The organism is Streptomyces sp. NPDC052910, assembly GCF_055585605.1.
This window is the reverse complement of the sequence record NZ_JBVJJR010000001.1, coordinates 692122-716724: the sequence shown is the minus strand read 5'-3', so window position 1 is coordinate 716724 and position 24603 is coordinate 692122. Positions and strand designations below refer to the sequence as shown.

The 24603-nt window shown below is 74.4% G+C and carries 26 protein-coding genes; 14 read left to right on the top strand and 12 right to left on the bottom strand.

The features are described 5' to 3' along the window. The first annotated feature begins 28 nt into the window (after positions 1 to 28). Positions 29 to 1216, top strand: a complete 1188-nt coding sequence (locus ACZ6X9_RS03070; protein WP_469776149.1) for a sensor histidine kinase — start codon at positions 29 to 31, stop codon at positions 1214 to 1216. Between the two features lie 48 nt (positions 1217 to 1264). On the opposite strand, the gene ACZ6X9_RS03065 is transcribed toward ACZ6X9_RS03070, so the two are convergent. Then, the gene (locus ACZ6X9_RS03065) at positions 1265 to 1861 is read right to left on the bottom strand and encodes a hypothetical protein (RefSeq protein WP_469776148.1); all 597 of its coding nucleotides are present in this window, start codon (positions 1859 to 1861) and stop codon (positions 1265 to 1267) included. A gap of 241 nt (positions 1862 to 2102) precedes the next feature. Between ACZ6X9_RS03065 and ACZ6X9_RS03060 the strand changes: the two genes are divergently transcribed. Next, positions 2103 to 2744 (top strand): response regulator, encoded by a 642-nt coding sequence (locus tag ACZ6X9_RS03060; protein ID WP_469776147.1) that lies wholly within the window; start codon positions 2103 to 2105, stop codon positions 2742 to 2744. Between the two features lie 18 nt (positions 2745 to 2762). On the opposite strand, the gene ACZ6X9_RS03055 is transcribed toward ACZ6X9_RS03060, so the two are convergent. Both ACZ6X9_RS03055 and ACZ6X9_RS03050 read right to left on the bottom strand, forming a co-directional pair. Further along, entirely contained in the window at positions 2763 to 3596 is an 834-nt protein-coding gene (locus tag ACZ6X9_RS03055; protein WP_469776146.1) for a transglutaminase-like and tetratricopeptide repeat-containing protein, read from the bottom strand. A gap of 123 nt (positions 3597 to 3719) precedes the next feature. Next, complete coding sequence (locus tag ACZ6X9_RS03050) at positions 3720 to 4703, bottom strand: GNAT family N-acetyltransferase (RefSeq protein ID WP_469776145.1); 984 nt, start codon at positions 4701 to 4703, stop codon at positions 3720 to 3722. A gap of 114 nt (positions 4704 to 4817) precedes the next feature. Here ACZ6X9_RS03050 and fdxA point away from each other — a divergent pair, with 114 nt between their 5' ends. Next, complete coding sequence (gene fdxA, locus ACZ6X9_RS03045; RefSeq protein ID WP_436779551.1) at positions 4818 to 5138, top strand: ferredoxin; 321 nt, start codon at positions 4818 to 4820, stop codon at positions 5136 to 5138. Between the two features lie 110 nt (positions 5139 to 5248). Beyond that, the gene (gene dapC / locus ACZ6X9_RS03040; RefSeq protein WP_469776144.1) at positions 5249 to 6370 is read left to right on the top strand and encodes a succinyldiaminopimelate transaminase; all 1122 of its coding nucleotides are present in this window, start codon (positions 5249 to 5251) and stop codon (positions 6368 to 6370) included. Positions 6371 to 6547: 177 nt separating this feature from the next. Here the strand turns inward: dapC and ACZ6X9_RS03035 are convergent, their stop codons facing one another. Next, a complete protein-coding gene (locus ACZ6X9_RS03035; RefSeq protein WP_469776143.1) occupies positions 6548 to 6997 on the bottom strand; it encodes an ATP-binding protein in 450 nt (149 codons plus the stop codon). Positions 6998 to 7312: 315 nt separating this feature from the next. Then, entirely contained in the window at positions 7313 to 8227 is a 915-nt protein-coding gene (locus ACZ6X9_RS03030) for a VldE C-terminal domain-containing protein (RefSeq protein ID WP_469776142.1), read from the bottom strand. A gap of 183 nt (positions 8228 to 8410) precedes the next feature. Here ACZ6X9_RS03030 and dapE point away from each other — a divergent pair, with 183 nt between their 5' ends. Both dapE and ACZ6X9_RS03020 read left to right on the top strand, forming a co-directional pair. Then, positions 8411 to 9490, top strand: a complete 1080-nt coding sequence (gene dapE, locus ACZ6X9_RS03025) for a succinyl-diaminopimelate desuccinylase (RefSeq protein WP_469776141.1) — start codon at positions 8411 to 8413, stop codon at positions 9488 to 9490. Between the two features lie 79 nt (positions 9491 to 9569). Then, entirely contained in the window at positions 9570 to 10319 is a 750-nt protein-coding gene (locus ACZ6X9_RS03020; RefSeq protein WP_469776140.1) for an LOG family protein, read from the top strand. 86 nt (positions 10320 to 10405) lie between these two features. Here the strand turns inward: ACZ6X9_RS03020 and folP are convergent, their stop codons facing one another. Beyond that, positions 10406 to 11266: a dihydropteroate synthase gene (folP, locus tag ACZ6X9_RS03015; RefSeq protein WP_469776139.1), complete on the bottom strand. Its 861-nt coding sequence runs from the start codon at positions 11264 to 11266 to the stop codon at positions 10406 to 10408. 139 nt (positions 11267 to 11405) lie between these two features. Here folP and ACZ6X9_RS03010 point away from each other — a divergent pair, with 139 nt between their 5' ends. Next, positions 11406 to 11774, top strand: a complete 369-nt coding sequence (locus tag ACZ6X9_RS03010; protein ID WP_469776138.1) for a DivIVA domain-containing protein — start codon at positions 11406 to 11408, stop codon at positions 11772 to 11774. Beyond that, entirely contained in the window at positions 11771 to 12397 is a 627-nt protein-coding gene (locus ACZ6X9_RS03005; protein WP_469776137.1) for a DNA-3-methyladenine glycosylase I, read from the top strand. Before ACZ6X9_RS03010 ends, ACZ6X9_RS03005 begins: the two co-directional genes overlap by 4 nt. Before the next feature lie 100 nt (positions 12398 to 12497). Here ACZ6X9_RS03005 and ACZ6X9_RS03000 read toward each other — a convergent pair whose 3' ends face one another. Next, a complete protein-coding gene (locus ACZ6X9_RS03000) occupies positions 12498 to 13298 on the bottom strand; it encodes an enoyl-CoA hydratase-related protein (RefSeq protein ID WP_469776136.1) in 801 nt (266 codons plus the stop codon). A gap of 330 nt (positions 13299 to 13628) precedes the next feature. On the opposite strand from ACZ6X9_RS03000, the gene ACZ6X9_RS02995 reads away from it, so the two are divergent. Beyond that, on the top strand, positions 13629 to 13796 hold the full coding sequence (locus tag ACZ6X9_RS02995; RefSeq protein WP_004950282.1) for a DUF3117 domain-containing protein: 168 nt from the start codon (positions 13629 to 13631) through the stop codon (positions 13794 to 13796). Positions 13797 to 14062: 266 nt separating this feature from the next. Here ACZ6X9_RS02995 and ACZ6X9_RS02990 read toward each other — a convergent pair whose 3' ends face one another. Next, complete coding sequence (locus ACZ6X9_RS02990) at positions 14063 to 14773, bottom strand: O-methyltransferase (protein ID WP_469776633.1); 711 nt, start codon at positions 14771 to 14773, stop codon at positions 14063 to 14065. Positions 14774 to 14914: 141 nt separating this feature from the next. Between ACZ6X9_RS02990 and sigE the strand changes: the two genes are divergently transcribed. Beyond that, positions 14915 to 15688: an RNA polymerase sigma factor SigE gene (gene sigE / locus ACZ6X9_RS02985; RefSeq protein WP_469776135.1), complete on the top strand. Its 774-nt coding sequence runs from the start codon at positions 14915 to 14917 to the stop codon at positions 15686 to 15688. After that, positions 15685 to 16482, top strand: a complete 798-nt coding sequence (locus ACZ6X9_RS02980) for a zf-HC2 domain-containing protein (RefSeq protein ID WP_469776134.1) — start codon at positions 15685 to 15687, stop codon at positions 16480 to 16482. Before sigE ends, ACZ6X9_RS02980 begins: the two co-directional genes overlap by 4 nt. A 263-nt stretch (positions 16483 to 16745) precedes the next feature. On the opposite strand, the gene ACZ6X9_RS02975 is transcribed toward ACZ6X9_RS02980, so the two are convergent. Beyond that, positions 16746 to 17408, bottom strand: coding sequence for a hypothetical protein (locus tag ACZ6X9_RS02975; protein ID WP_469776133.1), 663 nt, complete (start codon positions 17406 to 17408; stop codon positions 16746 to 16748). A 625-nt stretch (positions 17409 to 18033) separates the two neighbouring features. On the opposite strand from ACZ6X9_RS02975, the gene ACZ6X9_RS02970 reads away from it, so the two are divergent. From ACZ6X9_RS02970 to ACZ6X9_RS02960, 3 genes are all read left to right on the top strand, one after another. Further along, entirely contained in the window at positions 18034 to 19632 is a 1599-nt protein-coding gene (locus ACZ6X9_RS02970; protein ID WP_469776132.1) for a S1C family serine protease, read from the top strand. A gap of 105 nt (positions 19633 to 19737) precedes the next feature. Next, positions 19738 to 20181, top strand: coding sequence for a sec-independent translocase (locus ACZ6X9_RS02965; protein ID WP_469776131.1), 444 nt, complete (start codon positions 19738 to 19740; stop codon positions 20179 to 20181). A gap of 115 nt (positions 20182 to 20296) precedes the next feature. Further along, positions 20297 to 21088, top strand: a complete 792-nt coding sequence (locus tag ACZ6X9_RS02960) for a hypothetical protein (protein ID WP_469776130.1) — start codon at positions 20297 to 20299, stop codon at positions 21086 to 21088. Between the two features lie 369 nt (positions 21089 to 21457). On the opposite strand, the gene ACZ6X9_RS02955 is transcribed toward ACZ6X9_RS02960, so the two are convergent. From ACZ6X9_RS02955 to ACZ6X9_RS02945, 3 genes are read right to left on the bottom strand one after another with little or no spacing between them, the layout of a single operon-like run. Next, positions 21458 to 22615 (bottom strand): Mrp/NBP35 family ATP-binding protein, encoded by a 1158-nt coding sequence (locus tag ACZ6X9_RS02955; protein ID WP_469776129.1) that lies wholly within the window; start codon positions 22613 to 22615, stop codon positions 21458 to 21460. A 42-nt stretch (positions 22616 to 22657) separates the two neighbouring features. Next, on the bottom strand, positions 22658 to 23233 hold the full coding sequence (locus ACZ6X9_RS02950; protein WP_469776128.1) for a DUF1003 domain-containing protein: 576 nt from the start codon (positions 23231 to 23233) through the stop codon (positions 22658 to 22660). After that, on the bottom strand, positions 23223 to 24551 hold the full coding sequence (locus ACZ6X9_RS02945) for a magnesium transporter MgtE N-terminal domain-containing protein (RefSeq protein ID WP_469776127.1): 1329 nt from the start codon (positions 24549 to 24551) through the stop codon (positions 23223 to 23225). The genes ACZ6X9_RS02950 and ACZ6X9_RS02945 overlap by 11 nt, the downstream gene beginning before the upstream one ends. Positions 24552 to 24603 lie beyond the last annotated feature (52 nt).

Sequence of the window (24603 nt, the reverse complement as noted above, 5' to 3'; positions counted from 1 at the left end):
CCGCCGGCCCTGCGGCAGACTCGGGGACATGGACGGGAACGGTGACATGGTGATCGGCAGGGCCCCCGAGACGCGGCGGCAGTTCCTGGTCAAGTCGTGCTGGACCGTCCTGTACCTGACCTACCTCATGTACGCGGTCGCCGACCTCACCGGCGGCCGGCACTCGCCGGCCGGCACCGCGTTCGGCTGGTGCGGGCTCTGCGTCTTCCTCACCGGCTACCTCTACCTGATCTTCGGCCCCCGGCCGGACGACGGCCCCGGCCGGGGACGGCTGGCCATCCTGGCCGGCCTGTACGCGCTGTCCCTGCTCATGGTCATGACGCTCGGCGGGGTCTGGCTCACCCTCCTGGTCTACGTCTCCATCTCCAGCGCCGTGATGCTGCCCGTCCGGTGGGCGCCCCGGGCCATCGCCGCGATCGGCGCCACCGTACTGACCCTGGGGCTGCTCCACGGCGACATGGACAGCGGCCTGTTCCTCGTGCTCACGGCCACCCTGGTCGGCGGGGGCGCGATGGTGGCCGTCACCCAGATGGGCCGCACCATGCGGGAACTCCGCGAGGCGCGGGCCGCGGTCGCCCAGCTCGCGGCCAACGAGGAGCGCCTCCGGCTCGCCCGCGACCTGCACGACCTGCTCGGCCACTCCCTCTCCCTCATCACCCTCAAGAGCGAGCTCGCCGGCCGGATGCTGCCGGACCGCCCCGAGCAGGCGGCCCAGCAGGTCGCCGACATCGAACGGGTCAGCCGGCAGGCCCTCGTCGACGTCCGCGAGGCGGTCACCGGCTTCCGCCGCCCCACCCTGGAGGGCGAACTCGCCGGCGCCCGCACGGCCCTCGCCGCCGCCGGCATCACCGCCGACCTCACCCGGGCCGGCACCGGCCACCCCGACCTCGCCCCCGACGCGGAGGGCGCCCTCGCCTGGGCCCTCCGCGAGGCCGTCACCAACGCCGTCCGGCACAGCGGCGCCCGCCGCTGCGAGGTCACCCTCACCGAGAGCGGCGACGAACTCCACCTCACGGTCACCGACGACGGCCGGGGCCCCCAACGCCCCTACGGCAACGGCCTCACGGGCCTCGCCGAACGCCTGGCCCTGGCCGACGGCCGCCTCACCACCACCCCCACCCCCCACGGCGGCTTCCGCCTCCACGCCACCGTGCCCCTCTCCCGCGCGGAATCGTGCGCTCAGGCATCTCCCGAAGGGCGACAAGGGACCTTCTGAGGCGGCGGTTTGCCGGTCGCTTTCCTCCGCGTGGGGTACAGCGGCGTGTCAGCCGGTCTCGGGCGGCATGGGTTTCTTCACCGACCAGAAATCCGAGGTGTGATCCGGGAACGGGATTTCCCCATCCTGAAGCGGCGGAGCGCCCTGCTCGCCGGCAGGGTCGGGAACCGGGGACTTGTCGAGGCACGGCGTGGTGACGTCGAAGAACGCCTGCCCCTTGGCGCCGACCTGCAGACTCATCCGGTACTCGCCCGGCGTGGTCGCGAACAGGGCGGGAAATTCCTTGCTCGGATCGTTCGCCGTGATCTTGTAACCGCGGCTTTTCCAGTGGCGCTCGACGATGCCGAGGAAACCTCCTCGGCGCTCGGGAGAAATGATGGTCAGTACGGTGCGCTGCCGGGTGACCGCCCCGGTCGTGCCGGATCCGGTGCACAGGGCACTGATGGACGTGCCATGAACCCAGCGAACGGGTGGGGCGACGGATTTCGTGGTGTCGTCCAGAATGCGGTCCGCGCGTTCCGCCCCCTGCCGCATGGTCCCCGGGCGGTGCTCCTTCGCTCCGGAGTTTCCCCACGTCCCGGGTCCTCCGCACCCGGTGACGGCGAGCAGGCAGGCCACCGTCCAAGCGGTCTTGCGGGATGTCATGGCCTGCTCCGCTCCGCGATCTCCCCGGGGGCCGGGAGCGATCGGATCGACGTCGTCGGGTCCGAAGCCGGTGTGTTCGGAGGTCCCCATCCAACCGGCCGGTGGCCGGGGAGCGCCTGAGCGCCGGTACTCAGGGACGGTGAGTAGGTGACGCGAGCTCCGGCACCCGTGCCGTCACCCCCGGCTTCCCCGCCACCCCCGACGAGCGGAATGCCCCCGTCCGGCCCCCTACTCTGGCCGCATGACCGAAACCTCCGCCGAGCCGTCCGCCGCCGCCCGTGTCAGGGTGCTTCTCGCCGAGGATCAGTCGATGGTCCGGGAGGCGCTCGCGGCGTTGCTGGATCTGGAGGGGGACATCGAGGTGGTCGCGCAGGTGGCGCGGGGGGACGAGGTGGTGGAGGCGGCGCGGCGGGTGCGGCCGGATGTGGCGTTGCTGGACATCGAGATGCCCGGGCTGACCGGGCTGGAGGCGGCGGCCCTGCTGGGGCGGGAGGCGCCGGAGGTGCGGGTGGTGATCCTCACGACGTTCGGGCGGCCGGGGTATCTGCGCCGGGCGATGGAGGCGGGGGCGTCGGCGTTCCTGGTCAAGGACGCCCCGGCGGCACAACTGGCGGACGCCGTGCGCCGGGTGCTGCGCGGCGAGCGGGTCATCGACCCGGCCCTCGCGGCGGCGGCCCTCGCCGAGGGGGCGGATCCGCTGACGGAGCGCGAGCGGTCGGTGCTGCGCGCGTCGGCCGACGGGTCGAGCAACGCGGAGCTGGCGAGGACCCTCCACCTGTCGCACGGGACCGTGCGTAACTACCTGTCGACGGCGATCCGGAAGACCGGGGCGCGCAACCGGGCCGACGCGGTGCGCATCGCGCGCGAGAAGGGGTGGCTCTGAGCGTCCGGCGGCGAGCCGTCAGTTGAGCAGTGCCCGCGCCGCCAGCGCCTGCCGGCGGACCGCCTCCGCGGTCTCCGGTTCCACCGGAGCGATCACCTCGGCGTACTCCTCCAGTTCCCGTGCCCCGCGCGCGAACTCGCCGCGTTCGACGAGCAGTTCGGCGTGCTCGTGACGGAGCCGCGCCGGGTGGCTGGGGAGCAGCAGGGAGAGTTCCACGGCCCAGAGCCGGACGCCGCCGCGTTCCGGGCGGGCCGCCGCCCAGGCGCGGATGTTGTTGAGGATCCGGAGGACGATCTCCAGGGGTTCGGCGGGCGAGAACGCGGCGGGCGGCACCGGGGTGCCCGTCGCGCCGGCGACGAGCAGGCCGGCCTCCTCCTCGGACAGCGTCCGGCCGCCCTCGAAGGGGTCGGCCAGCACATGCCGCCCGTCCGGGGTGCCGAAGCCGACGACGAAGTGGCCGGGCAGCGCCACTCCGTACACCGGCGCTCCGGCCCGCCGGGCCACCTCAAGCCACACCACGGACAGCAGGATCGGCAGCCCCCGGCGCCGCTTCAGCACCGCGGGGAGGAGGGAGGACTCCAGCCGGCGGTAGTCGGCGGGGGTGCCGTGGAAGCCGCAGCGGTCGCCGAGCAGCTCCGCGAGGGCCGCCGCCCAGCGGGCCGGCTCGGCGTGCCGGCCGAGGGCGGGAAGCATCCCGGCGAGCCGGTCCAGCTCCATCTGGGCCGCGTCGAGCTCGCGTTCCCCGAACCCGGGGTCCGCCTCGGCGGCGATCAGCAGGCACAGCAGCGCCAGGTCGGGCCGCTCCTCGCGGGCCTCCTCGGCGAACCGCCGCCGGCCGGTGGTCTCGGTCATTCCGGCCTTCCGTCCGCCGTGTGCTCCGGCCGCGCGGTCAGCGCGCGCCGTCGGTGCTCCTCCATGGTCGTCCCTTCAGGGCGGTGTCCGCGCGGCCTCCGGGGTCCGGCGGTCCGCCGCCGCTCAGTGCTCCGGCTCGCGACGGTAGTGGTAGGCGTGGTGCGTCGTGAAGCCGAGCCGGTCGTACAGTGCCAGGGCGCCCGCGTTGCCGGTCTCCACCTGGAGGTACGCCGCGGAGGCGCCCTCGTCCAGCGCCTGCCGCGCGAGCCTGGCCATGACCAGCGTCGCCAGCCCGCGCCGCCGGTGCTCGGGTGCGACCTCCAGCGCGGCGAACCCGGCCCAGCGGCCGTCGACCACGCAGCGTCCCATCGCGGCGCCGGGGACGGCGGCGAACCACACGGAGGGCCCGCCGGTCAGGACCGCGCGGGCCGCGGCGGGGTCCTCGACGCGGCCGTACGCGCGCAGCCACGCCTCGTCCGGTTCGCGGCTCAGCAGGACCGCGTCCGTGTCCTCGGCCGTGTCCGCGAGCGGCGCCAGGGCGGCCGTCCGCAGTACCGCGTACCGCTCGCCGGTCCAGCCCCGCGCGGCCAGCTCCGCGTCGAGCCGCTCGTCCTCCGCCGGGTCGCCGGTGGTGACCTGGACGCGCGCCGGGAGCCCCCGCTCGTGGTACCAGGAGGTGACACGGTCCAGCGCCTCCGGCAGCGGCAGTCCGGAACGTCCCAGGGGAAGTGCCGAGTTGGCGCGGGCCGTGAAGCCGCCGGCCGCGCGCAGCGTCCAGTCGCCCAGCCGCCCGGTCTCGGTGGCCGGCCAGCCGCGCGCCGCGGTCTCCTGGAGCTCGCGCGTGGTCGCCGCCGGTCCGCGCCGCCGCGCGGGAGCGGCCGGTACGACCTTGCCCGCGACGAGCGCGTCCTCGGCCACCTCGACCGTCCGCCCGTCGCGCCGTGTGATCCGCAACACACCCCCGGTCCAGGAGTCGAGCACCCCCACGGCGTCGGCGAACCGTTCCGGGGAACGGGTACGGTCGTTCAACGCCCGCACCGACACCCTTTTCCCTACATCGTCGGAACTGATCCGGATTTCCAGCCGCCCGCCCGTGGTGAATTCCACAGCTCTCCCAGCCCCTCCTGTTCGTGATGTGCCCCGGAACGGAGATACTAGGTGTGGGCATCGACGACGCCGCGCTCCCGCGCGAGATGACCCCTACCGAGGAGGAACGACAGCGTGACCTACGTCATCGCGCAGCCTTGTGTCGACGTGAAGGACAAGGCGTGCATCGAGGAGTGCCCCGTCGACTGCATCTACGAGGGCTCCCGGTCCTTGTACATCCACCCGGACGAATGTGTCGACTGTGGCGCCTGTGAGCCGGTCTGCCCCGTGGAGGCGATCTTCTACGAGGACGACACCCCGGACGAGTGGAAGGACTACTACAAGGCGAACGTCGAGTTCTTCGACGAGCTCGGCTCGCCCGGTGGTGCCTCCAAGATGGGGCTGATCGAGCGGGACCACCCGTTCATCGCCGCGCTGCCGCCGCAGAACCAGTGAGCTGCCCCTAGGCACCGCACCCGGCCCCGTACAGCCCACCGCCGTACGGGGCCGCGGCATTCCCCGCCCACCCCACGGACCACCCCAGCCAAGAGAGCGAGCAGCCCAGCGTGACCGCAGTCTCCTCCCGCCTCCCCGTCTTCCCCTGGGACCGCCTGGAGCCCTACAAGGCCACGGCCGCCGCACACCCGGACGGCATCGTGGACCTGTCCGTGGGCACGCCGGTGGACCCGGTGCCGGCGGTGGTCCGCCGGGCCCTCGCCGAGGCGGCGGACAGCCCCGGCTATCCGACGGTCTGGGGCACGGCCGCCCTGCGCGACGCGCTCACCGACTGGACGGAGCGCCGGCTGGGCGCCCGCGGGATGGCGCACGAGAACGTGCTGCCGGTCGTCGGCTCCAAGGAGCTGGTCGCCTGGCTGCCCACCCAGCTCGGCCTCGGGGCCGGCGACAAGGTCGCGTACCCGCGGCTCGCCTACCCGACGTACGAGGTGGGCGCCCGGCTGGCGGGCGCCGAACCCGTCGTCTACGACGCCGACACCTTCACGTCCGACGCCGCGGTGGCGGGGCTCGACCCGGCCGGCCTCAAGGTGCTCTGGCTGAACTCGCCCTCGAACCCCACCGGCCGCGTCATGGCGGCGGACGAGCTGCGCCGCGCGGTCGCCTGGGCCCGCGAGCACGGCGTCCTGCTCGTCAGCGACGAGTGCTACCTGGAGCTGGGCTGGGAGACCGAGCCGGTCTCCGTCCTCCACCCGGACGTCTGCGGGGGCTCGTACGAGGGGATCGTGGCCGTCCACTCGCTGTCCAAGCGTTCCAACCTGGCCGGCTACCGGGCCGCGTTCCTCGCCGGTGACGCGGCCGTGCTGGGCGAGCTGCTGAGGATCCGCAAGCACGGCGGGATGATGGTCGCCGCCCCGGTGCAGGCCGCCACGGTGGCCGCGCTCGGCGACACCGCGCACGTCACCGAGCAGCGGGCGCGCTACGCCCGCCGCCGGGCCGCCCTGCGGGCCGCCTTCGAGGGCGCCGGGTTCCGCATCGAGCACAGCGAGGCGTCGCTGTACCTGTGGGCCACCCGGGACGAGCCGTGCTGGGACACCGTCGGGGAGCTGTCGAAGCGTGGCATCCTCGTCGCGCCCGGCGACTTCTACGGCGCGGCGGGCGAGCGCTTCGTGCGGATCGCCTTCACCGCGACCGACGAGCGGGTGGAGGCGGCCGTCCGCCGCCTGGCCGGCTGAGCGGCCGGACGGACCCCGTACGACCCCGTACACGCGCGCGAAGGGCCCGGGAGGGGTTTCCCGGGCCCTTCGCGCGCCGCGTGGGCGGCTCCTGCCGTGGTGCCGTCCGGTCCGCGGGCCGGTGGACGCGGCCCCGGACCGGGCCGGCCGTGCGGCAGGACCGCTCGTGCGGCCGGTTCAGCCGCCGAGGGGCAGGGACTTGGTCACGCCGCCGCCCGCGAGCTGGTCGGTGGGCAGGCCCTTGCCGACCGAGCCGCCCTTGCCGACGGCCTTGGCCGCGCCGCCGACCGTCGAGCCGGTGGTGCCCGCCAGGTGGCCCGCGGTCTGCTGGCCGGACTTCAGGGTGGCCTTGCCGGTGGTGCTGGTGGTGCCCAGCGCCTTCTTGGCGGCGGGCAGGGCGGTGTGCACGACCTTGTTGCCCGCGTCCGTCGTCACCGCGTCGGCCGTCTTGGAGACCGTCTCGACGTGGTTGCCCACCTGGGCGGCGTCCACCGCGGTCAGACCGCCCAGCTCGGGGGCCTTGAGCGCGTCCGCGCTCGCCGCGCCGGCCGCGCCGACGACGGGGGCGGCGCCCGCCGCGACCAGCAGGGCGACCTGGGCGATCCGACGCGTGAGGGGGAGGGACATGATGCTCCTTCGACGGGGTGTGCTTCGACGGGTGTGACTGTCGTTCGCTGTCCGGCGTGCGGACGCAGTGACTACCGCCCGAGCCCTCCGAAGGTTGCGGTGCCCTTGTGTAAAGAGTTGGTAATGCGTCGCATAATCAGGTCTATGAACAATCGGGCAAACCAGTCGGCCGACCGGAGGACGTAAAAGGCCGACAATCCGTTGTTCACCAGCGACGTGACGGGAAAGCGCCGCACCGGTCGGCCGCGTATACCCCGGCCCTCCGGGCGACAACCTTCCGTTCCGGCGGATGCCCCCGACGGGGGCAGGCTCGTACTACTGAGCGGTGGTGATCCGGACGGCCGCCGGGCCCCCGTCGGACCGGCCGCTCTCCGTCCGCCAGCCGGCCCGGGACTCCTCGGCGGTCCACACCCGGCCGTCGTACGACACCCGGGTGATCCGCAGCTCCGCCGCGTTCGCCACAGCCCAGGACGCCAGCTCCCAGCCCCGCCGCCGCGGCCCGTCGTCCACCGCGGCCGTCCGCACCGGCCGGGCCGGGACGGTCACCGTCGGGGGGACGGCACCCCGCCGCCCGGTGCTCTCCGCGGCCGGCAGCACCGACGCCCCGAAGTCCCGGCGCAGCCTGGCCCGGAGCGCCGCGGGGTCGCCCGGCTTCCCGTCGCTGGGGCTGGTCGCGCAACTGAACGCGGCGGGGGCCCGCCCGGTCAGCGCCGCCGAGAGCAGCGAGGCACCCGGCTCGTGCTTGGCGTACGCCTGCGGGAACCCGCTGCGCTGCACCTTCTGCGCCGCCACCGTGAGCGGCAGCCGCGAGTAGCCCGGCACCTGGACGAGGTGCTCGTAGAACGTGCCCGACGCGTAGACCGGGTCGGTGATCTGACGGGCCGTGCCCCAGCCCTGCGTCGGCCGCTGCTGGAACAGGCCCTGCGAGTCCCGGTCGCCGTGGTGGATGTTGCGCAGCCCCGACTCCTGCATCGCGGTGGCCAGGGCGATCGTCACGGCCCGCTCCGGCAGCCCGCGCGACGTCCCCACGGCGGTGATGGCCGAGGCGTTCGCCGCCTGCTCCGGGTCGAGCGAGTACGACTCCCCGTCCACGCGCACGGTGCAGCGCGGGGCGCCCGGGCCGGCCGTCAGGTAGTGCGCCACCAGGTAACCGGCCAGCGCCAGCAGCACTCCGCAGGCGGCCCCGACGCGCAGCAGTCGGCCGCGGCGGACAGCGAAGATCGGGGGCATGCGGCCCACGTTACTTGACGGAACAAGTGGCGGGCCGCTTCGTCCGGGCCCGGTGTCCGGGTGGGCCGGGAGCGGGTGGAGGGGGACGTTCCGGTGTCGGCGCGTCCCGCCGCGCCGCGCACCTCCGGGATTCCCGCCGCCGGCCCGGGACCGCCCTCCGGGCCCCGTATTAGAGTCGCCCGCATGGATCACGCCGCCGCACTGGACCTGTCCCTCGACGCCGCCGCGCTCACCGCGCGCCTCGTCGACTTCCCGTCGGTCAGCGGTACGGAGGGGCCGCTCGCCGACGCCATCGAGCACGCCCTGCGCGCGCTTCCGCACCTGACGGTGGACCGGCACGGCAACAACGTCGTCGCCCGCACCCGCCTCGGCCGGGCCGAACGCGTCGTCCTCGCCGGGCACATCGACACCGTGCCCATCGCCGACAACGTCCCGTCCCGGCTCGACGACGGTGTGCTCTGGGGCTGCGGCACCAGCGACATGAAGTCCGGCGTCGCGGTCCAGTTGCGCATCGCCGCCACCGTGCCGGAGCCCAACCGCGACCTGACCTTCGTCTTCTACGACAACGAGGAGGTCGCCGCGCACCTCAACGGCCTCGGGCACATCGCCGAGGCCCACCCGGACTGGCTGGCGGGCGACTTCGCCATCCTCCTCGAACCCTCCGACGCCGAGGTCGAGGGCGGCTGCCAGGGCACCCTCCGGATGATCCTGCGGATGGAGGGCGAACGCGCCCACTCCGCCCGCGGCTGGATGGGCTCCAACGCGATCCACGCCGCCGCGCCCGTCCTGGCCCGGCTGGCCTCCTACGAGCCGCGCCGGCCCGTGATCGACGGCCTCCGCTACCACGAGGGCCTCAACGCCGTCCGCATCGGCGGCGGGGTGGCGACCAACGTGATCCCCGACGAGTGCACCGTGACGGTGAACTTCCGCTACGCCCCGGACCGCACCGAGGAGGAGGCCATCGCCCACGTCCGCGAGGTGTTCGCGGACTGCGGCGTCGCCGAGATGACCGTCGACGACCACTCGGGCGGCGCCCTCCCCGGCCTCTCCCACCCGGCCGCCGCGGCGTTCATGGAGGCCGTCGGCGGCGTGGCACGGCCCAAGTTCGGCTGGACCGACGTGGCCCGCTTCTCCGCCCTCGGGGTGCCCGCCGTCAACTACGGGCCCGGCGACCCGCTGTACGCGCACAAGCGCGACGAACACGTGGTCGTGGAGCGGATCCACCGGTGCGAGGAGCGGCTGCGGGCCTGGCTGACCGCCTGATTCCCGCCGCTCGGCGGCGCCGTCCAGCGCGCGTTGGGCCTACGCTGAACTGCACCAACGGCAGCGGAGGGAGCACGGAATGGTCAATTCCGACGGGGCGCGCACACGGCGGGAACAGCGCCGGGGGCCGGTGCTGCGACGCCATGGACAGATGCAGCAGGGCACCACGGACCAGCACCTGCTGGACACCCGGGGGACGGCGGACTGGGTGCACGAGGACCCGTTCCGGGTGCTGCGCATCCAGTCCGAGTTCGTCGAGGGCTTCGGCGCTCTCGCCGAACTCCCCCCGGCGATCAGTGTGTTCGGCTCCGCCCGGACCCGGCGGGACTCGCCCGAGTACGAGGCCGCGACCGCGATCGGCCGCGGCCTGGTCGAGGCCGGCTTCGCCGTGATCACCGGCGGCGGTCCCGGGGCGATGGAGGCGGCGAACAAGGGTGCGATGGAAGCGGGTGGCGTCTCCGTCGGCCTCGGCATCGAGCTGCCCTTCGAACAGGGCATCAACCCCTATGTGAACCTGGGCGTCGACTTCCGCTACTTCTTCGTCCGCAAGACGATGTTCGTGAAGTACGCGAGCGGCTTCGTGGTGCTCCCGGGCGGGCTGGGCACGCTGGACGAGCTGTTCGAGGCGCTCACCCTGGTGCAGACGAAGAAGGTGACGCGGTTCCCGATCGTCCTGTTCGGCTCGGGGTACTGGGGCGGGCTGGTGCGGTGGATCGAGGACACGCTGGTGGCCGAGGGCAAGGTGGGGGCGCAGGACCTCCAGTTGTTCCATGTGACGGACGACGTGGAGGAGGCCATCGCGCTGGTGACGAAGGAAGCGGGGGCCTGAGGGCATGAGGAAGGGGGCGCGCCGGACCGCCCGCGCCCCCGCCCGTCCCGCCGCGCCGGCCTACGCCGCCGCCGTCCCGCCTCCGGCTACGCCAGGCCGCGCCGGGCGACCGCCGGCTCCCGGTGGCCGGCGATGGACGCCACCATGTCGAGCACCTGCCGGGTCTCGGCCACCTCGTGCACCCGGTACACCCGCGCACCCAGCCAGGCCGACACCGCGGTCGTGGCCAGCGTCCCCAGGAGCCGCTCCTTGACCGGCCGGTCCAGCGTCTCGCCCACGAAGTCCTTGTTGGACAGCGACACCAGCACCGGCCAGCCGGTCTCCGTCATCTCGCCGAGCCGCCGGGTGGCCTCCAGCGAGTGCCGGGTGTTCTTCCCGAAGTCGTGCCCCGGGTCGATCATGATCCCGTCGCGCCGGACGCCGAGCGCGACGGCCCGCTCGGCCAGTCCCACGGTGACCCGCAGGATGTCCGCCATCACGTCCTCGTACGCCGTCCGGTGCGGCCGGGTGCGCGGCGCGACGCCGCCCGCGTGCGTACAGACCAGGCCGGCGCCGTACCGGGCGGCGACCTCGGCCAGCCGGGGGTCGAAACCGCCCCACGCGTCGTTCAGCAGGTCCGCGCCGGCCTCGCAGACCGCCTCGCCGACCTCGTGCCGCCAGGTGTCCACGCTGATCACCACGTCCGGGTGGCGGCGGCGCACCTCGGCGACGAAGCCGACGGTCCGCCGGGCCTCCTCCTCGGCCGTCACCTCTTCACCGGGACCGGCCTTCACCCCGCCGATGTCGATGATCGCGGCGCCCTCGGCCACCGCCTGTTCGACGCGGGCCAGCGCGGGCTCGTCCTGGAAGGTGGCCCCCCGGTCGTAGAACGAGTCCGGCGTCCGGTTCACGATCGCCATGATCACCGGCTCGTGGGCCCCGAACTCGCGTCGTCCCAGCCGCAGCATTCTCCCGCACTCCCTCTCCGTGGTCCGCCAGCGACCTTAACCGCCGGTGGCGCCCGAAGAGACACGGACGGGCATGGCACGATCGGGGAGGACGGACCGACCGGCGGAATCCGTCCGCCGGCACCCCGGGGAGACGCTCGTGTTCTGGTTTCTGCTCATCGCGCTGGCCGTGGTGGTCGCCGCGGTCACTCTCGCCGTGCTGAGCGGCCGTGACGGCGTGCTGTCCGAGGCGGAACCGGACCGCACCGCCTGGTCGCTGCCCCCGGACCGCCCGCTGGCCCGCGCGGACGTCGACGGCCTGCGGCTGCCGGTCGCCCTGCGCGGTTACCGCATGGTGGACACGGACGACGTCCTCGACCGGCTGGCCGCCGAGCTGGCCGAGCGGGACGCGCGCATCGCCGAACTGGAGGCGGCCCTGGCGGGGGCCCGCGCGGAGACGCGGGGCGCGGTCACGGACCGGTCGGAAAGCCGGACGGCCACCGAGAACGACGAGGGGGAGCAGCCGTGAGCGACGGCGTGGTGATCGGGCCGGACGGCCTGGCGAGGTGCCCGTGGGGGCTGGAGGACGCGTCCCGGGAGGACTACCGCCGCTACCACGACACGGAGTGGGGCGTTCCGGTCCGCGGCGACGACGCCCTGTTCGAGCGGATATGCCTGGAGGCGTTCCAGTCCGGCCTCTCCTGGCTGACCATCCTCCGCCGCCGCGAGGGCTTCCGCGCCGCCTTCGCCGGCTTCTCCATCGCCAAGGTCGCGGCCTTCACCGACGCCGACGCGGAACGGCTGCTCGCCGACCCGGGGATCATCCGCAACCGCGCCAAGATCAGCGCCGCGCTGGCCAACGCGAAGGTGGCCGCGGAGTGGGCTCCCGGCGAGCTCACCTCGCTCGTCTGGTCCTTCGCTCCGGCAGACCCCCGGCCGGTGCCGCACACGGCGGCGGACGTGCCGGCGCTGACACCGGAGTCCACGGCGCTGTCGAAGGAGCTGAAGAGGCGGGGGTTCCGGTTCGTGGGACCGACGACGGCTTACGCGCTGATGCAGGCGTGCGGCGTGGTGAACGATCACTTGGCGGGGTGCTGCGTGCGGTCCGAAACCGCGCTCCGCGCGGTTGTCCTCAAGCGCCGGACGGGCTGACTTCAGCCCGTCCGGCGCTTGAGGACGAGCGGCGGAGCCGCGAAAGGGGGTCTGGGGCGCAGCCCCAGGAAACGGCGAAAGGGCGGGACCGGGGCAAACCTCACCGGCCGACGAACCGCGGCCGCTCCTTCCGCAGGAACGCCTCGACCGCGGCGCGGTGATCCTCCGACCCGCCCACCCGGGTCTGGAGGACCTCCTCCACCGCCAGCGTCTCGGCAAGAGAGTGATCCGCCCCGAACGCCAGCGCCTGCTTGATCGCCGCGAACGTGAGCGTCGGCCCCTCGGCGAGCCGCCGGGCGACCGCGGTGGCCTCCGCGAGCAGGTCGGCCGCGGGCACGACCTTGTGCGCGATGCCGAGGTCGAGCGCCTCCGACGCGGACACGCTCCGCGGGAAAAGCATCAGGTCCATGGCCCGGCTCTGCCCCACGAGCCGCGACAGCGTCCAGGACACCCCGGAGTCCCCGGCGAGGGCCACCCCGGCGAAGGCGGTGTTGAAGGAGGCCGTGTCGGCGACGACCCGGTAGTCGGCGGCGAAGGCGAAGCCCGCGCCGGCCCCGGCGGCGACCCCGTTCACCCCGGCGACGACCGGCTTGGGCATCTCGGCGAGGGCGAGGGTGATGGGGGAGTAGTGCTCCTTGACCGTCTCCCAGGTCCGCGCGGTGCCGTGCTCGCGGTCGGCGGCCAGCGAGGCGGTGTGCTCCCTGAGGTCCTGGCCGACGCAGAAGGCGCGGCCGGAGCCGGTGAGCAGGACGGCGCGGACGGCCTCGTCCTCCGCCGCCCGCAGGACGGCGTCACGGAGGGCCACCTTGGTCACGGTGTCCAGCGCGTTCATGGCGTCGGGCCGGTTCACGGTGATCGTCGCGAGCCCGTCGGTCACCTCGTACAGCACGGTGTCGGCCATGGAACGTCCCTCCCTCGGAATGACTGCGGTCAGCGGTCAGCTTGCCGCAGTCGGCCGTGAAGAACAGGGGGCCGGCATGTGACCTGCGTCAAAGAAGTCAAAGAATCGTTCCTCTGTGCGGGTGTGTGGTTGCCGACCAGGGACCGGGCAATCGCCGAATTGGGTGGTTTTGCCGGAGCGTGTTGCCGAAGGGATGCCGACCGATGTTGGTCATTGGGTCGCGCGATGCGGGATAATGGCCTGGAAGCAATGTGTTCGATGCCGGTGACACGTGCCCGTTCGGAGGGGTCGTCGGCTGACGATGAGCTGGTTTCAGGAAGGGGAACGAGCATGGCGGCCATGAAGCCGCGGACGGGCGACGGCCCGCTCGAGGTGACCAAGGAGGGGCGGGGCATCGTCATGCGGGTTCCGCTCGAAGGCGGCGGTCGTCTCGTCGTCGAGCTGACCCCGGACGAGGCGGCGGCTCTTGCCGACGCCCTGAAGAACGTCGTCGTCTGACACCCGGACCGCGGGTCTTTCGCTGACTTTCCCCTGCCCCGGCAGCCGGTGTACAACCGGCTGCCGGGGCAGGTCTTTTTCTTTTCCGGGACGGTGGGCGGCCGTCTTCCGGAAGATTCCGTTCCTTCCACGGCCCTCCAGGCCCTCCAGGCCCTCCAGGGCCTTCCGCGGTCGACGGCCGCCGACGCGGCCCGACGGCCTCGCCCACGTCACCCCGCCCGTGTCGCCTCGTGCCCGCGTCACTCCGTGCGTCGCCCCGCGTGCCCTCAGCCCCGCCGGGCCGCGCACAGCAGCCCGTCGCCCACCGGCAGCAGCGACGGCAGCAGGATCGCCGACTCCCGCACCACCCGGAGCAGTTCGCGCAGCCGCAGTACCTCCGCCGGCTGGGCGGCCGAGTCCACCGTCCGGCCGTCCGCGAAGACGCCCTCGAAGCAGACGACCCCGCCCGGCCGCAGCAGGCGCAACGATTCCGCTAGGTAGTCGAGGTACTCCAGCCGGTCACCGTCGCAGAACACCAGGTCGTAGCCGCCGTCCGCCAGCCGGGGCAGGACCTCCAGCGCGCGGCCCGGGATGAACCGGGCGCGGTTGCCGGCGAAGCCCGCGGCGCGGAACGCCTGCCGGGCGAACTGCTGGCACTCGGGGTCGCTGTCCACGGTGGTGAGTACGCCGTCCGGACGCATGCCGTGCAGGAGGTGCAGGCCGGAGACGCCGGTGCCCGTGCCGATCTCCGCGACGGCCTTGGCGTCCACGGCGGCGGCGAGCAGGCGCAGCGCGGATCCGGTGCCGGACGACACCGAGCGGAGCCCCGCTTCCTGGGCCCGGTCGCGTGCCCAGAGCAGTGCCGGGTCCTCGATGTGCTCGACGCCGTACGCATCGGCGAACGCCCAGCTCGTCTGCCGGTTGCCGGTAATGGCCCTCTCCTGTCCCCATGTGTCGACGCAACGGTGACTGTATCCGCTGCCGTCGGGAACCCGCAGATGGGACCATGCGTTGAGGGGGATGTGAGGGAGGGTGAGGGGAGTGGGCGGGGCCCGGCGGCCCCGGCGCGGGTCAGGATCGCGGATCAGTTCCAAAACCAGGTCAAAATTCCTTATCCGGAGCTAACGGGCGAGGTGGATATGGTAGGGGCTCCACTGGACACCACCAGAGCCGACAGGGGAGGTGCGGCTTCGAACGGTGACCGCAGAGGAGTGCTCAGGCGCTTCCGCCGGTCCGCCGCGGAGCCGAAATCCGTGACCGACACCGCTGACCGTTCCGCCGCCCGCACGACCGCGACCGCGACGTTCGCCACCGACGCGGACGCGCCGGCGTGGACGCCTCCCACCTGGGAGGAGATCGTCAGCACGCACAGCGCACGGGTCTACCGCCTCGCCTACCGCCTGACGGGCAATCAGCACGACGCGGAGGACCTGACGCAGGAGGTCTTCGTCCGCGTCTTCCGTTCGCTGTCCACGTACACGCCGGGGACGTTCGAGGGCTGGCTGCACCGCATCACCACCAACCTCTTCCTCGACATGGTCCGCCGCCGACAGCGCATCCGGTTCGACGCGCTGGGCGACGACGCCGCCGAGCGGCTCCCCAGCCGGGAGCCCTCCCCCCAGCAGCACTTCAACGACACGCACTTCGACGCGGACGTGCAGCAGGCGCTCGACACCCTGGCGCCCGAGTTCCGCGCCGCGGTGGTGCTCTGCGACATCGAGGGCCTCTCCTACGAGGAGATCGCGGCGACCCTCGGCGTGAAGCTGGGCACCGTCCGGAGCCGCATCCACCGCGGCCGCTCCCACCTGCGCAAGGCGCTGCGGCACCGTTCGCCCTCCGCCCGCGCCGAGCAGCGCGCCCTGGCGGGTGCGGCCCCCGGCGCCCGGCTGAGTGGGGAGGTCGGGATCGCGTGACCGGTTCAGGCGGTCAGTCCCCCGCCGAGCTCCATCTCGGCGACCGCCTCGCGGCCCTGGTCGACGGGGAGTTGGGACACGATGCGCGGGAGCGGGTGCTCGCCCACCTGGCCACCTGCCGGACCTGCAAGGCGGAGGCCGACGCACAGCGCCGGCTCAAGAGCGTGTTCGCGGAGGCGGCGCCGCCGCAGCTCTCCGAGGGGCTGCTCGCCCGGCTCCAGAGCCTGCCGGGCATGGGCCCGGACGGGCCCGCCGGGCCGCGGCCGCCCGGAGCGCCGGCCGACGGCGCCGCCGACCGCCCCGGCGGCGCCGGGCGCGGCGACGGCTTCGGCCCGCGCGCGGACGCCTTCGCCCTCCTGCCGGCCGCCGCCCTGACGGCCCGTGACCGCGGGTTCCGCGTCCACGAGGTGGGACGGAGCCCGTCGCGCGGCCGGCGGTTCGCCTTCGCCGCGGCGGGGGCCGTCACGATAGCCGCCTTCGCCCTGGTCGGCGCCGAGCCGCTGCGGACCGCCGTCGAGGCGCCGCGGGCCCGGCCCGAGAACCCCCGGGTGTCCCATCCGCTCAACCCGCTCGCCCTGTCCGCGCCCGGCGGCGGCACGGCCGGCGGCGGGGCCCGGAGCGGCGGCGAGCCGCGCCGGCCGGACCGGGGCCGCTCGGGCGGCCCCCGCACGCCCGCGCCGGACTCCGGGCGGTCCGCCCGGCCGCCCGTGACCCGGGCCGCGCTGGTCATACCGCCCGCCCTGCCGGTCGCCGTGCCGTTCCGCATGCCCCGGCAGGCGGCCGTCACACGCTGACGCGGCCGCTGATGCGCACCTGACAGGCCGGGGTTACCCTGCTCGCGCCCACCGGCACCTGGTTGAATCGCCGGTGGGCCGGGCATCCCGCTGGATGCCACGGCTCGTGGACGCATCGTGGGGGGAGCAGAGATGGACGAGGGCAAGGCACCGGTGCCGCCGACCGGGCCGCACGGACAGGACGGCTCCCCGGCGCCCGCGGCCGGGCACCCGGCACCGGACAGGGCACCCCTGCACGACCCGGACCCGTACGGGACGCCCCCCTACGGCCGCCCGGGCCCCTGGGCCCCGGCGCCGCCGGTCCAGCACCCCGCGGCCGCCACCCCGCCCCACGGCACCACGCCCCCGGCGGACGCGGCCTGGCCGTACTCCACCCTCCGGGACCGCCCTCCGGCGGATGCCGCGGTGCCGCCCGTGCCGTACCCCCCGGCCGCACCGGACGGCACCGCGCCGCCCGCGTACCCGGCGTCCCCGGGACATCCGACGGCCACCCCGCGGGACGCCGTGCCGTCGGCGGCCCACTCGGCGACCCCGGAGGACGCCGTACCGCCGGGCTTCGCCGCGCCGCGGCCGGCGCCGGAGACGCCGAGCCCGGCCTCCCAGCCGTCCTCCGCCGCCCCCGCCCCGAGCCAGGACGCCTCCCACTCCCCGGACACTTCCGCCCCCACGACGAGCCGCCCGGCCGCACCGGCGTCCGACACGACGGGCTCGTACGCCCTCCAGCCGCCCGCACCGGCCGCGAGCCGCTCCGCCGCGGGCGACGACTCGGGGCCCGCGCCGGCGTCCGAGGACGCCCTGTCCGCCGCCGCGCGGTCCCAGCCCGCCTCGGGCGCGAGCCGTCCCGCCGTGGCCGAGGCAGAGCACGGTCCCGCGCCGCTGGCCGCCTCCGCGACGCCCGGTACGGACGGGACGCAGGTGACCGCCACGCAGCGCCCGCCCGCCCCGGGCGCGGTCCGTGCGCCCGCCGACGCCCGGCCCGAGCCCACGTCCGCGACCAGCGTGCCCGAGGCCGGTCCGGCGACCCGGCCGGCTGAGGAAGGTGCGAGCCGTCCCGCCGTTGACGCGGAGCACCGGCCCGCTGACGCGGAGCACCGGCCCGCGTCGTCGGCCGCGGGCGCGCCCGAGCGTGAACCTGTCGTCGCCGTGGCGCCCGGTACGGACACGACGCCGGCTGCCGCCACGCAGAGTCCTCCCGCCCCGGGCCCGGGCCGTCCGGCCGCCGACGCCCGGCACCGGCCCGTGCCGCCGACCGCGTCCGAAGACGACCCGGCTGCCGCACATCTCCCGCCGGCCCCTGGTCAGAACCGTCCCGCCGCCGCCGCGGAGCACCGGCATCCGTCGGCTGCCGCGGGCGCGCCCGAGCGCGATCCGGCTGCCGCCGCGCAGCGTCCGCCCGCCCGGTCGTCCGCCACGGGGACGAGCCGTCCCGAGGCTCACGACCGGCACCGGCCCGAGACGGCGGAAACCTCCGAGCACGGCCCGGTCGCCGCCGCTCAGCTCCCGCCCGCTCCGGGCGGCCCGGCCGGCCCCGCCCCCTCCCCGGCGGGCCGCGTGACCGACCCCGCCTCCGGCGTGGGGCAGCGCCCTGCCACCGCGCCTCCCTCCGCCGCCGATGCGGCAGAGACGTACGCCCCCGCCGCCCCCGCGCCGGCGGGCGCCCGTTCCTCCGATTCCCCGCCCGACGCGCCGGGTTCGGCCGTCGCGGGCACGGGTGGAGAGCCCGCCGCCGCGTCCGAGCCGCAGGCTCCGGTCGCCGTCGGCGGTGCCCCGGTGGCGGGTCACGCCTCCGCGCCCGCGCCCGGCGGCGAGGTGCCGCCCCCGTACGCCCACGCGCCCGCGCCCGTGCCCGGACCCGCGCCCGCACCCGTCGGGTACGGGTACCCGGCCCCTGCTCCTGCTCCCGCCCCTGCTCCCGCCCCCGCCGGCGGGGGGTACGGGTACGGCCCGGGGATGCCCCCGGGCGCCGGTGGTCCCTGGCAGTACGACCCCTGGGCCGCGGCGGGCGGCGGTCCGCGGCCCGTGGCGGAGAAGGCGGCCGGGAAGCCGGTCAGCCGGTCCCGGATCGTGACCGGCGCGCTCATCGTGGCGCTGGTGGCCGGCGGCATCGGGGGCGGGATCGGTGCCTGGCTGGAGCGCGACGGCGGCCCGGGGCACCGGGTGACGCTGCCCCAGGCGCCCGCCGACAAGTCCGACCGCGACCCGGGAAGCATCGCGGGCATCGCGGCCCGCGCCCTCCCCGGCGTCGTTACCCTGCACGTGCGCGGCAGCAGCGGTCAGGGCACCGGCACGGGCTTCGTCCTGGACACCAAGGGCCACATCCTCACCAACAACCACGTCGTGGAGCCCGCCGGCGGCAGCGGCGAGATACAGGTGACCTTCAACGGCGGACAGACCGCCAAGGCCACCGTCGTCGGCCGGGACAGCGGCTACGACCTGGCCGTCGTCAAGGTCAAGAACGTCTCCGGGCTCACCCCGCTGCCGCTGGGCAACTCGGACTCCGTGCACGTCGGGGACTCGGTCGTCGCCATCGGCGCGCCCTTCGACCTCGCCGGCACCGTCACCACGGGCATCATCAGCGCCAAGGCGCGCCCGATCACCGCCGGCGGCAAGAAGGGCGACGGCAGCGACGTCAGCTACGTCGACGCCCTCCAGACGGACGCCCCGATCAACCCGGGCAACTCCGGCGGTCCCCTGGTGGACTCCCGCGGCCGGGTCATCGGCATCAACAGCGCCATCCGCTCGGCCGGTGGCTCGTCGGAGTCCGGCGGCCAGGGCGGGAGCATAGGCCTCGGCTTCGCCATCCCGATCAACCAGGCCAAGCGGGTCGCCGAGGAGCTGATCAACACCGGCCGGGCCACCCATCCGGTGATAGGTGTGTCACTCGACATGGAGTACCAGGGCGATGGCGCCCGGGTGAATCCCAAGGGCGGCAGCGGCACTCCCGTCACCCCGAACGGCCCGGCCGACAAGGCGGGCATCGCCGCCGGTGATGTGATCAAAAAGGTCGACGACGTGCCCGTCCACAGTGGTCAGGAGCTCATCGTCAAGATCCGCAGCCACCGGCCGGGGGACCGGCTGACCCTCACCGTCGAGCGTGACGGCAAGGAGCGGACCATCCGGATGACGCTTGGGACGGCCAGTTCGAGCTGACCCTTGGCCCGATGTTGGCCCGGCCGTCTCCCGCACCCCCACCGGGCCAGGTACCGTGAGAGGCGGCCTGAACCCCTGGGCCGCCCACGCATCAAGGAGCTGCAGGTGCTCGACATAGGACTTCCCGAGCTGATCGCGCTCGTCGTCCTCGCTCTGCTCATTTTCGGTCCGGACAAGCTGCCGAAGATGATCCAGGACGTGTCGCGCACCCTGCGCAAGCTGCGGCAGTTCTCGGAGAGCGCCAAGGAGGACATCCGTTCCGAGCTGGGGCCCGAGTTCAAGGACTTCGAGTTCGAGGACCTCAACCCCCGCACCTTCGTCCGCAAGCACGTCCTGGACAAGGACGAGCTCGGCCTGAAGGAGATCCGCAACGGCTTCGACTTCCGCTCCGAGATGGCCGAGGTCACGGACGCGGTGCACGGGCGCGACCCGGAGCCGGCCGCGTCGCAGCCCGCCGGCGGTCCCGATCTGCTCAAGAAGCCGGATCTGATGAAGAAGGGGCCCGTCCAGCCGGGCGAGCGACCTCCGTTCGACTCCGACGCCACCTGAGCCACGCCTGCGGTGCCCCATTGACGCGGGTGGCTATCCTCCCCTTGTCCGGGTCGACGACGCTCGCCGGAGCGGCGGGCCGGGCACGACGGGGCAATGAGGAGGCGCCGCGCAGATGGAGACCACCAGCCGGGCAGTGACGGCCGGAGTGCCCGCCGGGGATTCGCTCCCCGGGGGACCGGACGAGCCGGAGCGGGCGCCCGGCGAGCGGCGGCCACTCGACGGTTACCTCCAGGCGGCGTTCCCCTGGTACGGGCTGGACGGCGCGTTCACCGGCCGGCGCTGGCTGCTGCAGGTGGGCACGGCCGCCGACGGCACGGTGGAGCACGGGGCCACGGGCCACGGCGCGGAGCCCACACTGCGCTCGGGGCGCCCCGGCCGGCCGGGGCGGAATGCCAAGCCCGACCGGTTCGACAAGGCCGGCACCCTCTCCGACGGCCAGCGCTTCACGGTCGTCGTGACCGTCGCCAGCCGCCCGGTGCGCCGCAGCGCCGACGGCACGGGCGTCCTGGAGGCCACCTCGGTCTCCTCGGCGGCCTGGCTCGCCGGCGCGGGCCTCCTCGCCTGTACCTGGCCGGCCCGCATGGAGCGGGCCCTGCGGCAGAACTGGCTCGACCAGCAGACGGCCCTCGCCTGGGAGCTGGCCGACCACCTGGACGAGGCCCCCTGGTCCACCCTCTCGCTGCCGGTCGACGGCGTCTCCGCCGACTTCCGCTACCGCGAGTCCGAGTACGGCTGGGTCCTCGCCGGCTCCGCCCCGCACGCCTGCGGTCACGGCGGCGACGGCGCCTCCTGCGGCACCGGAGGGTGCGCCGGCGGGGTGCACATCGGCGCGTACGGGCGCGGGATGAGCGCCTACGGCATGGGCTTCGCGGTCATCGAGGACATCGCCTCGTACGCGGAATGACCGACCGCCGGCCCCCTGCCTGATCGTGGGCCGCCGTCCTTGCCTGCTCGCGGGCCGCCACGGCGCCGGGCACGCCGGCCCGAGCGGGCGCCGCCGGGGCCGTACGGGCGGGATCGCACCGCCGCGTACGCGGGCCGGCGAGACGCGGGCGGCAGGAGTACGCGGGCCGACGCCGCCGCGGTACGAGGCGGCCGCCGGCCGCACGCGGCCGGGCCCCCGGTCATCGGCCGTGGACGGACGGGCCGCACCCGCGGAAGTCTCGCCGGCACCAGCCGCACCCGCGGAAGCCCCGCGAGCACCGGCCGTACCCGGTCCGGCGCCCGCCCTCCCCTGGGCCCGCCCCCGAGGGGGCGCCCCCAAGGGGTCCGCTCAGAACTTGTTGCGCGGCGTGATCCCGAGCGACAGCCCCGACAGCCCCCGCTGCCGCCCGCCCAGCTTGCCCGCGATGGCGCGCAGCGCACTGCCGGCCGGCGAGTCGGGGTCGGTCAGCACCACGGGCCGGCCCTCGTCGCCGCCCTCGCGCAGCCGGACGTCGATCGGAATCGAGCCCAGCACGGGGACGGTGGCGCCGGTGGTGCGGGTGAGGCCGTCGGCGACGAGTTGGCCGCCGCCGGTGCCGAAGACGTCGACCATCTCGTCGCAGTGCGGGCAGGGCAGCCCGGACATGTTCTCCACCACGCCGACGATCTTCTGGTGGGTCTGCACGGCGATGGAGCCGGCCCGCTCGGCGACCTCGGCGGCGGCCTGCTGAGGCGTCGTCACCACCAGGATCTCCGCGTTGGGGACCAACTGGGCGACCGAGATGGCGATGTCGCCGGTGCCCGGCGGCAGGTCCAGGAGGAGGACGTCGAGGTCGCCCCAGTACACGTCCGCGAGGAACTGCTGGAGCGCGCGGTGCAGCATCGGGCCGCGCCAGACGACCGGGGCGTTGCCGGGGGTGAACATGCCGATGGAGATGACCTTCACACCGTTCGCCGACGGCGGCATGATCATGTTCTCGACCTGGGTGGGGCGGCCGTCGGCGCCCAGCATGCGCGGGACGGAGTGGCCGTAGATGTCCGCGTCCACGACGCCGACCTTCAGCCCGTCGGCCGCCATCGCCGCCGCCAGGTTGACCGTCACGGAGGACTTGCCGACGCCGCCCTTGCCGGACGCCACCGCGTAGACGCGGGTGAGCGAACCGGGCTTGGCGAACGGCACCTCGCGCTCCGCGACGCCGCCGCGCAGCGAGGCGGCCAGCTCACGCCGCTGCTCGTCGCCCATCACATCGAGCTCGACGGTCACACCGGTCACGCCCGGCACCGCCGCGACCGCCGTGCGGACGTTCTCGGTGATCATCTCCCGCATCGGGCAGCCGGCGACCGTCAGGTAGACCGCCACCGCGACCGAGCCGTCCCCCGCGATGTCGACGGATTTCACCATGCCCAGGTCGGTGATGGGCCGGTGGATCTCGGGGTCGTTCACCGTCGCGAGCGCGGCGCGCACCGCCTCTTCGGCGGGGACGGTGCCAGGGGTCTCGGTAGCCATGCCCTGATGGTACGGCCGACCACCGACACCGGGGTAAGGCCGTCAGCGGTCGCGTTCCTCACTCTCCTCCGGGAATACCCGGCGCTGTTCCAGCTCCTTGATCAGGTCCTGGAACTCGGAACGGATCCAGTCCCGCGTCGCCACCTCGCCGAGCCCCATCCGCAGCGCGGCGATCTCCCGCGTCAGATACTCGGTGTCGGCGATGGACCGCTCGTTCTGCTCGCGGTCCTGCTCCAGGTTGACGCGGTCGCGGTCGTCCTGCCGGTTCTGTGCCAGCAGGATCAGCGGGGCGGCGTAGGAGGCCTGGAGGGAGAGCATCAGGGTGAGGAAGATGAACGGGTAGCGGTCGAAGCGCAGATGGCCGGGGGCGGTGGTGTTCCACACCACCCACAGCACGACGATCACCGTCATCCAGACGATGAACCGGCCCGTGCCCAGGAAGCGGGCGATCTCCTCCGAGGTCCGGCCGAACGCCTCGGGGTCGTACTCCGGCAGCCAGCGGCGCCGCTTCTGCTGCGGCTGGTCCAGCCGGACGCGCTGGGCGGCCGCCGGGGCGGCGGATCGTTCCTTCGCCCGCTCGCGCGACGGGCCGTGCTCCCGTCCCCGGTCACTTGCCATCCCTCGCCTCCCCCGGCTCGTTCGTTCCGTCCGGCTCGTCCGCCCCCGCCATCGCGCTCATACCCAGGGCACCCTGGTGCAGTTCCGTCTCGCGCCAGTCGTCCGGCAGCAGGTGGTCCAGCACGTCGTCCACGGTGACCGCCCCCAGCAGCGAGCCGCCGGCGTCCACCACCGGCGCCGCGACCATGTTGTACGTCGCCAGGTAGCTGGTCACGGCGGGCAGCGGGGTGTCCGGGGGCAGCGGGCGCAGGTCGGTGTCGGTGATCGAGCCGACGAGCGTGAACGGCGGGTCGCGCAGCAGCCGCTGGAAGTGGACGGTTCCCAGGTACTTGCCGGTCGGCGTCTCGTCGGGCGGCCGGCAGACGTACACCTGGGCGGCGAGCGCGGGGGAGAGGTCGGGGTTGCGGACCCGGGCGAGGGCGTCGGCGACGGTGGCGTCGGGCCGCAGCACGATCGGCTCGGTCGTCATCAGACCGCCCGCCGTCCGCTCCTCGTACGCCATCAGCCGCCGTACGTCCGCTGCGTCCCCCGGCTGCATCAGGGTGAGCAGCCGCTCCTTGTCCTCCTCGGGCAGTTCCGAGAGCAGGTCGGCGGCGTCGTCGGGGTCCATCGCCTCCAGGACGTCGGCCGCGCGCTCCTCCTTCAGCTTGCCGAGGATCTCGATCTGGTCGTCCTCCGGCAGCTCCTCCAGGACGTCCGCGAGCCGGTCGTCGTCGAGGGCGGCGGCCACCTCGGCGCGCCGTTTGGGGGACAGGTGGTGCAGCACGCTGGCGAGGTCCGCGGGGCGCAACTGTTCGAAGGTGGCCAGCAGGCTGGCGGCGCCCTGCCCGTGCTCCTCCAGCGAGAAGCCGGTGACGGCCGACCACTCGACGGTCAGCGTCTCGCCTTTCCGGCGCAGTGCCCCGCCCTTGCCGCGGCGGACGAAGACCTTGTCGATCTCCCAGTCGCGGCGGCCGTGGAGCTGGGTGATCGCCACGTCGAGGACGGTGGCCTCGTCCCCGGTGGCGACGAGCCGCACCCGGCGGTCCAGCAGCTCGCCGAGGACCAGGGTCTCGGTCGGGCGCTGTTCGAAGCGGCGCATGTTGACGACGCCGGTGGTGACGACCTGGCCCGACTCCACTCCCGTCACCCGGGTCATCGGCAGGAAGATGACGCGCCGGCTGACGACCTCGACGACCAGCCCCAGCACGCGCGGCGGGCGGGCACCGACCCGGAGCATCGCCACCACGTCACGGACCCGGCCGACCCGGTCGCCGTTCGGGTCGAACACCGCCACCCCGGACAAGTGCGACACGAACACGCGGACGCTCGCCGCCACGCAGCACACCTCCTTCACGGACCGACCCCGGCCGTTGTCCGGATCAGGCTAA

Coding starts and splice junctions, on each gene's coding strand:
- ACZ6X9_RS03035 (WP_469776143.1), bottom strand. CDS start 6,997: ATGTCCCTCCCCCTCACGCGTCGGATCGCCCAGGTCGCCCTGCTGGTC.
- dapE (WP_469776141.1), top strand. CDS start 8,411: ATGGATCACGCCGCCGCACTGGACCTGTCCCTCGACGCCGCCGCGCTC.
- folP (WP_469776139.1), bottom strand. CDS start 11,266: ATGCTGCGGCTGGGACGACGCGAGTTCGGGGCCCACGAGCCGGTGATC.
- ACZ6X9_RS02955 (WP_469776129.1), bottom strand. CDS start 22,615: ATGGCTACCGAGACCCCTGGCACCGTCCCCGCCGAAGAGGCGGTGCGC.
- ACZ6X9_RS02995 (WP_004950282.1), top strand. CDS start 13,629: ATGGCGGCCATGAAGCCGCGGACGGGCGACGGCCCGCTCGAGGTGACC.
- ACZ6X9_RS03030 (WP_469776142.1), bottom strand. CDS start 8,227: ATGCCCCCGATCTTCGCTGTCCGCCGCGGCCGACTGCTGCGCGTCGGG.
- ACZ6X9_RS03000 (WP_469776136.1), bottom strand. CDS start 13,298: ATGGCCGACACCGTGCTGTACGAGGTGACCGACGGGCTCGCGACGATC.
- ACZ6X9_RS03055 (WP_469776146.1), bottom strand. CDS start 3,596: ATGACCGAGACCACCGGCCGGCGGCGGTTCGCCGAGGAGGCCCGCGAG.
- ACZ6X9_RS02960 (WP_469776130.1), top strand. CDS start 20,297: ATGGAGACCACCAGCCGGGCAGTGACGGCCGGAGTGCCCGCCGGGGAT.
- sigE (WP_469776135.1), top strand. CDS start 14,915: ATGGTAGGGGCTCCACTGGACACCACCAGAGCCGACAGGGGAGGTGCG.
- ACZ6X9_RS03070 (WP_469776149.1), top strand. CDS start 29: ATGGACGGGAACGGTGACATGGTGATCGGCAGGGCCCCCGAGACGCGG.
- ACZ6X9_RS03065 (WP_469776148.1), bottom strand. CDS start 1,861: ATGACATCCCGCAAGACCGCTTGGACGGTGGCCTGCCTGCTCGCCGTC.
- ACZ6X9_RS03060 (WP_469776147.1), top strand. CDS start 2,103: ATGACCGAAACCTCCGCCGAGCCGTCCGCCGCCGCCCGTGTCAGGGTG.
- ACZ6X9_RS02950 (WP_469776128.1), bottom strand. CDS start 23,233: ATGGCAAGTGACCGGGGACGGGAGCACGGCCCGTCGCGCGAGCGGGCG.
- ACZ6X9_RS03020 (WP_469776140.1), top strand. CDS start 9,570: ATGGTCAATTCCGACGGGGCGCGCACACGGCGGGAACAGCGCCGGGGG.